The 9828-nt window shown below is 66.3% G+C and carries 8 protein-coding genes; all 8 read right to left on the bottom strand.

The window, feature by feature from the left end; genetic code table 11:
• Positions 1–1165: 1165 nt before the first annotated feature.
• On the bottom strand, positions 1166–1573 hold the full coding sequence (locus tag K7711_RS27840; protein WP_222972409.1) for a PPOX class F420-dependent oxidoreductase: 408 nt from the start codon (positions 1571–1573) through the stop codon (positions 1166–1168).
• 337 nt (positions 1574–1910) lie between these two features.
• Positions 1911–3005, bottom strand: a complete 1095-nt coding sequence (locus K7711_RS27835; RefSeq protein WP_222972408.1) for an ABC transporter ATP-binding protein — start codon at positions 3003–3005, stop codon at positions 1911–1913.
• Between the two features lie 27 nt (positions 3006–3032).
• A complete protein-coding gene (locus tag K7711_RS27830) occupies positions 3033–3917 on the bottom strand; it encodes a carbohydrate ABC transporter permease (protein WP_222972407.1) in 885 nt (294 codons plus the stop codon).
• Positions 3914–4759: a carbohydrate ABC transporter permease gene (locus K7711_RS27825; protein ID WP_222972406.1), complete on the bottom strand. Its 846-nt coding sequence runs from the start codon at positions 4757–4759 to the stop codon at positions 3914–3916. The genes K7711_RS27830 and K7711_RS27825 overlap by 4 nt, the downstream gene beginning before the upstream one ends.
• Before the next feature lie 2 nt (positions 4760–4761).
• Entirely contained in the window at positions 4762–6072 is a 1311-nt protein-coding gene (locus K7711_RS27820; RefSeq protein WP_235747873.1) for an ABC transporter substrate-binding protein, read from the bottom strand.
• A gap of 244 nt (positions 6073–6316) precedes the next feature.
• Positions 6317–7105, bottom strand: a complete 789-nt coding sequence (locus K7711_RS27815; protein WP_222972405.1) for a creatininase family protein — start codon at positions 7103–7105, stop codon at positions 6317–6319.
• Complete coding sequence (locus K7711_RS27810) at positions 7102–8418, bottom strand: FAD-binding oxidoreductase (protein ID WP_222972404.1); 1317 nt, start codon at positions 8416–8418, stop codon at positions 7102–7104. Before K7711_RS27810 ends, K7711_RS27815 begins: the two co-directional genes overlap by 4 nt.
• Positions 8419–8632: 214 nt before the next feature.
• Entirely contained in the window at positions 8633–9808 is a 1176-nt protein-coding gene (locus K7711_RS27805; protein ID WP_222972403.1) for an ABC transporter substrate-binding protein, read from the bottom strand.
• Positions 9809–9828 lie beyond the last annotated feature (20 nt).

The following is a 9828-nucleotide window of genomic DNA, read 5'->3' as shown; positions in this document are numbered from 1 at the left end:
CGCTCACGCCGCCGAACCATCTGCCGTCGACGACGGGAGACGAACCCGGAAGCACCGTGACACGAGCACGCAGAACCGACACCCCGTGACATCGCAATGCAGGACCGCTCCCCGCGACGACCCACCCGATCAACGTCCGTTTGTTCGCAGTTCACTTCGAATTCGCCTGCTAATCAACAAGATTCGAGTCAACGACAGCCCGCCCGTCATGGTCTCCCATGGGCCGTACCTCGAGTTCGACCCCGACTTCGCAATTCCTTCCGCCGAACCTGCCACGTCCCATCCGCCCCACCAGTCCCATCCCGCCCACGCCGCTCCGATCAGATCCGCAGGCCCGATGGCTTACTCGGACCCACAAATGTGGAGGTGCAGCAGCACGTCATTGAAGCGGCGACCATGCTCAGGCATCGGAGACAGCTCGCCGCGGTATCCGTGTGACAACCGAAAGTTGTACTGCCGGAATCCCAGTCCCCGGTGAATGGAAGGTTGCATGCGTCGGAAGTTTTGTCGGCCGCCAGGGGAGACCGGCAGGCGAATCCTGTTGGACGGCACCGCGATTGTCGACGTCGGGTGGAAGTTCGCTGAAACAGATCTCGATGCCGTGCGGGGCGCCACCCTGGAGGATTCGCGGCTGAGGGTGGCGTTCGGGGATGCCGCAGAGAGGCAGATCACCCGGTAGCTCGCCGGAGACCGGAACTGATCATCCGCTGTACGCGCCAGGTCTCCGCCGCGGCACGCGCGCTCATCGAAGCGGCGACGGGCGCGGTGCGCATGCGCCACCGCAACTGCTGCCCGACGGTCTACTGCGAGATGCCGCGGCCGCTCACATCACCGACATCGAGTGGGATCGTGATCGCGCGGGCCGGGTGTGCGACCGGATCGGTGCATACGGTGTCGAGGCGCCACGACGTGATCGCGTCGGCGTCGGCGAGCCGTGGTCCGGATCATCTGAATGTCCCTCAGTGGGAGAGGTTTTCGCGGGAATCAGCGCCGGGAGGTTTGTTCAGAGCGATATTCGAGCAGCTGAGGTGTTTGCATCGGCAATGAGCTGGCAGGTCGCGTGGGCGTGACGCATACCGGGCGATTGGTGCGCCGACACGCTCCGGCAAGCGGCGCAGGAGTATGAAACAGCCTCTGCTGGAGCAAGCTCGATGCGACGGTGGGTTCAGGGCTGGGCGTCGGGAGACGGGGGAACTGCCTGAACCTCGATGGCGGCGTGGACCTTGTCGATGCCGCCTCGCAGGATCGCCTGCGGGACGAAATAGAAGGCGTGGTTCCAGTACCGCTTGATGATCTTGTCGAACACTCGCCGCGTCTCGGACTTGGGCAGCATGCGCGCCACCGCCTCGACCGGCTCCCCTTTCACTTTGCCCAGCACTCCGCACTTCTGGATGGTGACGCGCGGGGTGTTGTTGATCCGTTTGGTCTTCCACGATCCGTCGTCGGTGATGATCAGCAGCTTGTCGCCCTCGGGCACACCCCAGACCGGGGTCGGTTTGGGCTTGCCGTCCTTGGTGAAGGTGGTCAGCAGCAGATACCGCTCGCGGTACACATCGTCGAAGGTTGGCGCCATGGATCTGTTCACCTTTGCTGGTTCGATCACTCCTGGATGAGTATTCCTTTCAGCAAACTATAATTGCCGGCAATGCCGCAGCGCTTCCCCGGCCCGGCATTGTGGCGCTGTCGAGCTTCGATGTCGATGCGCCCGAGTATGATTCGAACCACTGATGGAGCGGGCCATACAACGGCGCCCCCCGGCCCCGCTGACCGACCCGGACCGGTTGCGCCGGTGGCATGTTGCACGGGCCGGCCTGTTCGGGTCGCTATCCGACAGTGAGTTCTGCGCGAGTGCCTCCGAAGCGGCCGGAACAATGATCCAGGATTTCTTCACCAAGGTGCCAGGGGGCGCGTTATTCGCGGTCGGTCGGCAGCAGCAGGCCGGTCTCCGGGTCGTACCAGCGATAGGATTGCCGGGGGAAATGGAGTGACAGCACAGTGCCGGGCTCAGCTCGGAAGGCCGGTGTCGCTTGAACTTTCACTGTCTGTCCGGCGATGGTGGTGGTGAGCAGGGTGGCGGAGCCGAGAGGTTCGAAAACCTGGAGTTCGGCGTCTACCGCGTGGTCGCGGTCCTCGCCGTTCACGACGATGGACTCGGGGCGTATGCCGAGCTTGATCGCCTTCCCCGCGAACGTGGACAGGGCGGCGGGTGCGGGCAGTGATTGGCCGCCCAGGTCGAGATGGGGGCCGGACTCGTCGGCCGCGATCGTCCCGGTGAGGAAGTTCATGGGTGGGCCGCCGAGGAATCCGCCGACGAATTCCGTTGCGGGAGCATCGTATACGGCGGTGGGGGCGTCGCACTGAACCACCACGCCCGCGCGCATGACCGCCACCCGGTCGCCGAGCGAAAGCGCCTCCACCTGGTCGTGCGTGACATAGATCGTGGTGGTGCCGAGTTCGGCGACCAGCTTCTTCAACTCGGCGCGAAACGACATGCGCAGCAGCGCATCCAGATTCGACAACGGCTCGTCCATGAGCAGGACGTCGGCGTCCATCACGATCGCGCGGGCCACCGCGACCCGCTGGCGCTGTCCCCCGGACAGCTTCGCCGGATAGCGATCGAGATACGGTGTGAGCTGCAGCAGTTCGGCAGCCCAGGCGACCTTGCGCCGTACCTCGTCGCTTGACACCCCGCGCATGCGCAGCCCGAAACCGATGTTGTCGGAGACCTTTTTGTTGGGGAACACCGCATAGGACTGGAAAACCATGGACAGGTTGCGGCGTCGCGGTTCGAGGTAGGTGACGTCCCGGCCGCCGATCACGATCTGCCCCGAGTCAGGCACCTCCAGTCCGGCGATCATCCGCAGCAACGTTGTCTTGCCGCAACCGGAAGGCCCGAGCAGCACCACGAATTCGCCGTCGGCGATCGCGAGTGACACGTCGTCGGTGGCGCGGGTCGTACCGCCGGGATATGTCTTCACCAGGTCGTGCAGGACCACCTCAGCCATCGCAGATCCCTATCGTCGGAAGGTCTTTCATCGAAGCGTCGTCCCCCACATATTCACCAGATACCGGCGCATCGCCAGAATGAACAACAGCGCCGGGATGATCAGCGCGAACCCGCCCGCGAAGCGGTACGGCGCCGACGCCTCCGACAGGGAGGTGAGCACCTGCGCCGGCAGCGTGCGGTGGCTCAGCGTCACGATCGTCGCTCCCAGGATCTCGTTCCAGGACAGCACGAAGGTGAAGATCGACGAGGCCGCCAGCCCCGGAAGCGCCAGCGGCACCACCACTTTGCGGGCGGCCTGCCACCGCGTGCAGCCGAAGACCTGCGCGGCCTCCTCCAGATCGGCCGGTACCGCGACGAAGATGCTCGCGGTGATGAGCACGGTGGTTGGCAGGGCCAGTGTGGTGTGCACGAGCGTCACCGCCAGCACGGTGTCGTAGACGTGGGCGTGCAGGAAGATCGTCGCCAGCGGCACCGACAGCACCACGATCGGCAACGCGCGGACCAGCAGGATGAACACCTGGTAGGTGTCCTTACCGCGGAACGCGTAGCGCGCCAGCGCATATCCCGCGGGCGCGCCGATCACCAGCGACCAGAACACTGTGTAAAGCCCGACCAGCACCGAATTACCGAATGCGGGCACGGTGCCCGTCGCCCGGAAGAACGACGACAGCGTTTCGCCCGAAAAGTGATCGGGGATCAACGGTTTCGGAAACTTGTCGAGGGCCTCGCGCGAGGACACCGCCGACAGCCCGATGAGCACGATCGGCAACGCCATGAACACCGTCACCGTAATGCATCCCAGCTGGACGCCTACGGCCCGCCACCGCCGCCTCCGCAACGGTGCCCGGTCGACCGGCGGGAGGACGGTGTGCGACTCGGCGGCAACGGTGTTCGGGATCGCCTCGCTCATCGTGCACCTTCCGGCTGCCGCACGGACCGCAGATACAACACCGCAGTGCCGAGCGAAATGGCCAGCACGACAAGGGAAACGCAGCTCGCCACCGCGGGATTCTGTAGATTCGAGTACCACTGATAGGTCTCGCCGACCAGCAGCGGGAAATCGCGTCCGGTCAAGGCCTGTGCGACCGCGAAGGCCTGCAGTGCCAGGATGGTGCGCAGGATCAGCGCCGCCTGCAGGCTCGGGCCCAGCAGCGGCAGTGTGACGTGCCGCAGCCGCTGCCACAGGCTCGCGCCGAAAACTTGTGCGGCTTCGTCGTAGTCGCGTGGAATCATCTGCACTCCGGCGACCACGATGACGAACACCAGCGAAGTGGCGCGCCAGATCTCGGCCAGCACGACGGCCAACAGCATGGTGCCGGTGTGCTGGTAGCTCAGCCACTGCACCCCGTCGTGGGACACCCCGAGGCATACGAGCAGCGAATTCAGGTATCCGCGATTGGCGAAGATCGACAGCCACACCAGACCCGCGGCCAGTTCCGAGATCGCCAGTGGCAGGCACCAGAGATAGAAGTGCCCGCCCGCGAATCGCGGCCGGGCCTGCAGCAGCAGCGCCATCCCGACAGCGAGCATCAGCTGGATCGGGACGACGATGACGAGCAGCAGCAACGTATTCCGCAGCGCTTCGAGGAAGTACGGGTCGCCGAACAGGCGCTGCCAGTTGGCGAGCGTGAACCCGTGACCGTTTCCGAAGGCGGCCAGCACGCCCTGTACCAGCGGCCAGCCGAACAGCGACGCCATCAGCACCAGCGAGGGCAGCAGCAGCATCCACGGGGAGCGCAGTCGTGCGGTCATGGCTACTCCACCCGGCACAGTTCGGCGGCCGGGTCGGGGGCCCAGCACGGTACGTTCAGGTCGTCGAGGATGCCTTGCAGCACCCGGGCCTGCTGATCGAGTGTCGATCGAATATCGGCCCCGTCCAACACGATCGAGCGAAAACTGTCTTGGAACACCTTGCTCACCTCACCCTCGCGCCGGCCCAGGCCCACCGGCGGCAGCGAGACGATCGCGCCGGGTGCCTGCTGCTGACGTTGCACCGCATCGGCCTCGAGTTTTATCGCCGGGGGGAGATCATGCGGGATCGCCGCGCTGACGGCAGGGAAGAAGCCATTGGAGCGCAGCAGCGCAATCTGCTTGTCCGGCTGGGTGAATGCGGTGATGGTACGCTGCGCCAACTCGAAATCCGGGCAGCCCTCGGGAATTGCCAGCCCGGCCAGCACGGCCATGTAGCCCAGTCCGTGCTTGCCGCGGGGTGCGGGCATCATTCGCCAATTCCGGGGATCGCGTTCGGGCGCGTGTACCAAGCGCACAACGTGATCCCAGGCCATGCGCACCTCGCCACTCTCGAGCGGCTCCTGCATGAAGTCGTAGGTCGTGCTCGCCGGGACGCAGTTGGCCCACAGCTCACGGAAGTACTCCCAGGCGGTTACGGCCTCGGCGGAACGGAACGTGGTGATCTGACCGCTGGTGAAGGACGGCAGCAGATAACCCTGAGTGAACCTGTGCAGCAGCCCTTTCGGGCCCGCGGGCAGTCCCAGCATCGGGCGGTTGCCGTTGGCGCGGCGGGCTGCGACGGCCCAGTCGAGGAATTGGTCGTAGGTCAGCGCCTCCGCATCGGCGCCGGAGGGTAGGTGCTCCAGCGCGTCGGTGTGTGCGGCGAGCACGTAACTCGCGGTGGCCCAGGGGATGTACCAGGTGCGATCGGTGCCGGACTTCGCGAGTTGCAGGTAATCCGGGGACCAGCCGCGGTTTCCGAGATCGATGAGCAGGCTGGTCAAGTCCCGCAGGTATTTCGGGGCCAGCGGGGCCAGGTCGCCGTGCAGACCGGCGAGCAGCCCGATTTTTGTCGAACCGGCCCCCACCTGGCTGCGCACCTGCGTCGCGAACGAGCCCTCCTCGACGGTCACGTAGCTGACACCGGGCGCGGTCCGGCCCAGCAGGGCCCGGAAGCGTTCGGCCTCGTCCGCGGGCCGAAACTGGGTGGACAGCAGGATCATTGCGCCATCGCCGGTGGTGGCGAAGCCGGTACATGCCGCTGCGGTGAGCGCCGCCGCGCCGATACCCGCCGCGTGCAGCAAGGATCTGCGCGTCGTCCCCAGTGGTGGCATCCCTTGCCCCTTGCAGCGCTGACAGTGACCTACGGCACGTTGCCAGGGTGGAACTTAAGTGGCGCAAGGGTGATTGTCAAAGGAACCGGAAGGAAGGAACATGCTTGTTACATCCGGGGCAACGACCATCGTTGCGCGGCATCCTGCCCGGTGGCGAGTACCACGGCCGCCGCGTCCGCGGCAGGCGTGCACGCGCGCCGTGGCATGCTGTTCGGATAGGTCATCGCCACTGCGGCAGCGGCTTTCACCGCCGCCCTGCTGTGCGGACCACCCGGCCCGGATCGAAGAGGGCGATCTCGGGAATCGCGTCCACCAGCGTGTCGACCTTGGCGGCGAACATCTGGGCACCGAGTTCGGCGGTGGCGCCGGTGGGATCGCCGATCACGCCGGATTCGGCGAAATCGTCGGCGAGCCAGCCGAATCGGACCGACTTACCGAAGCCGACATGCTTCAGTCCGGAGATCGCGTGCGGCACAGCGGGTTTCGCTTTGGTCATATCGACCAGGTCGGGCCGGAGGTGCAGCATGAGCGAGGTCTCGGCCCATCCCGCGTGGATTCCGAACCCCTCCTCGGTCGGTCCCGGCTCGGCGGGTGAGCCGTGCAGGAAGGTCTGCAGGTCGAAACGGCGGCGCAGTTCCCGCAACGCCACCTCGAGCAGGGCCGAATTGCCGCCGTGGCAGTTCACGAACAGCAGTCGCCGCGCGGGCGTCGCCGCGATGCTGCGACCGAGGTCGATCACTGTGCGCAGCAAGGTCTCCGCCTCCAGCCACATCGCCCCCGGCAGGTTGGCGTGCTCGTCGGACTTGGTGTAGCCGAGCGCCGGCAGCAACCACACGTCGTGTCCCGCGGCGGCGGCGCGTTCGACCGCGGCGCTGGTGACCGCCTCGGCCACCAGTAGATCGGTGCGCAGCGGCAGATGCGGTCCGTGCGGCTCGATCGCCCCGGTCGGCAGCACCAGGATCGAATCGCGGTGCAGCGCAACGGGAACCTCGGCGGTGGTGAGGTCGAAGAAATGTCGTGTGGATGTGGTCATTCGTGCCACCTTCCCGGATTGAGCAGGCCCTTGGGGTCGGTCGTGCGGGCCAGTTCCCGCACGCGGTCCGCGTCCAGGTCGACGTAGGACTGATGTGGCGAATGCACCGACACACCGAGTTCGGCCAGGGCGGGCACCCCGGCGTAGACCTGCTCGGGATCGCGGTAGATGCCGTTGAGCATCCCGAACATGGTCCCGTGTCCGGTCTCGAGGTGCAGCATGCCGCCCGGGTAGACCGCCTCCACCTCGCGTAGCCGGGTGACCAGTGCCTCGCCCTGGCACTCCATGTGAAAGTAGGTGTCCGGCACCGCCTTCTGCAGCCACCAGGTGGGGTGGTTGTAGGACAGGGTGCTCAGCCGCATCGTCTGGGCCAGCCCGGTGCGCACCGCCTCGATGCGGCCGCCGGCGGCCACCAGGACGTCGATCGTCTCGTCCAGTGCGGCGGCGTCGATGATGCCGCGCACGCTCGCCCGGCCCGGCGCGAATGCCGGATCCGCGGGCAGCGCCTCGACGACCGTGGCGCAATCGGCCGACAGCAGACGGGGTTTCGGCTCGATCGCCGCGGCCCGCATCGCGGCCGGGAAGGCCTCGTAGTGCGAATCGAAGCTGGCGTACAGGCACTTCCAGTCCTGCAGCGGCTCGATGCGCACGGTGGCCGCGACGATGATGCCGGCCACGCCGTAGGTGTGCACCATCGGCTGTGCATCGGGCCCGGTGAGGTGAACCAGTTCGGCGTCCTCGTGACCGTAGACCACATCGACCGATTCGACGAAACCCATGTGGTTGCGGCCGTGCACGATCGTCCCGGTGCCCGCCGAGCCGCCCGCCAGGAATCCGCCGAGGGTGGACTGCGCGGTCGACGGATACATCCACAACTGCCGTCCGGCGTCCCAGGCGGCCTGCTCGAGGTTGATCATCCGGGCACCGGCCTCGGCGGTCACGGTCGTGTCGGTGAGTGCGCCGATGGCCGACAGCGAGGTCATATCCATCACCAGGCCGCCGTAGCGGGGCACGACCTGACCGTAATTGCCGGTGCCCTTGCCGCGGGCGGTGATCGGGACGCCGTGCCGCACCGCCGCCCGCACTATCGCCGGAACCTGGTGCGCTGCTTTGGGATAGCACACCACGTCGGGGCGGCCGAGCGGTTGTGCGGACAGGATCGGGCTCATCGTCGAGCCGTCGCGTGCGGCCCGGTCCAGCGCGCGGTCCAGGGTGCTGACCCCGCGCGGGCCCAGCAGTGCCAGCAACTCGTCGATCAGGGCGTCGAGTTCGTCCGGGCCGAACCGCGGGCGAGCGGGCAGGGTGGCGGTCACGACTCCACCTCGCCGACGCCCGATGGTGTTGTGCCCGAGGTTTTCTCGCTGCGCTCGGTCATGAGGGAATCCGATCTTCGGGTCGATGAACCGGCAGATGGTGAACTGATCGGTCGTCGGTGTCGTTGCGGCCGAACCAGGGGTGGGTGGACAGGGTAGCGGTCATGACTTCACCTCGATGGTGTTGTGTCCATGGCTCTGTTGCTGCGCTGGGTCACGAGGGGAATCCGATCTTGGTGTCGATGAACCGGTTGGTGGCGATCTGGTCGGGCGTGAGTTTCGCTGGGACGCTGACCTTCTCGGCGGCGTAGACCGGCCGGGTGATGTCGATGATGTGCTGTACGCGGGCAGGATCGAAGCCGCCGGCGGCGCCGTTCTCGTTGCCGACGATACCGAGCTTGCGCATCGTGGTGGTCGCGTAGTCGGCCTCGCCGGAGTCGTAGACCCAGCCGGTGTCGTACTTGGCGGCCGCCTCCACGATCAGGGCGTTGACCTTGGCCGGGTCGGCGAAGTAGTCGACGTCGGCCTGCTGCATCACCGGGACCAGCTGTTTCAGGCAGGCGGCGTCCTTGTCGAGATCACCCGAGCGTATTGCCAGTTCGGACGCGTAGATCGGGTATCCCGCGTCGTTGATCAGCTGATAGGCGACCGGCTTGCGCCACTGGGCGATCTTCTGCTGGTACAGGTACGGCTCGGCGCTGGCGAAGCCCTGCTGGGCCTTCTTGCCCTGGGCGGCGACGAAATTCGCGGGTGTGCCGTCGTAACTGCCGTCCACCTGGGCCTTGTCGAGAATGCCCGCGCCGAGGAAATAGTCCATGAACGGGGTGCCCTGGTAGTACAGCACGGTGGCCTTGGCGGCCTTCAGATCCGCGATGGTGTGCACGTTCGGGTAGGTCGCCGGATCCCACATGATCATCTGCGGGTTGATGCGCAGCGGCGCGAACACCCCGGTGGTCGGTGTGGTGGCCGCGGTCTGCACCGAGTGGTCGGTGTCGGTGTACCCGAACATGATCGAGGTGTCCTGGTACATCTGCGAGGTGACCGACTGGAAGCCGATCGCGGGGCCACCGGCCCGGATCTCCAGGTCGACGCCGGTGTACTGCCCGTGCGCGAACAACGGACCCACGATCCGCTTGGCCGCGGCGTCGATCTTCGGATCGGGGCCGAGCATTTCGTAGGTGAAGCCATGTTCGGCCTCGGGGTTCCAGTCTGTCTGCACGACGATCTTGGCCGGGCACACCTGTTTCAGGTTGATCGGGCCGATCGGTCCGGTGTAGCCGGAACTTGCTGTGGCACTGCTGCTCTGGCCGCATCCGGTCAGCGCGGTCAGGCTCAGCAGAACCGCGGCAGCACTTGCGCCGACAGCGCGCGGCAAGGAGATCTTTCGCATGGGGGTCGCTTCCGGGAGTG

Source organism: Nocardia coffeae, from assembly GCF_019890715.1.
Classification (GTDB): Bacteria; Actinomycetota; Actinomycetes; order Mycobacteriales; family Mycobacteriaceae; genus Nocardia; species Nocardia jiangxiensis.
This window is presented reverse-complemented; position numbering and strand designations above follow the sequence as displayed.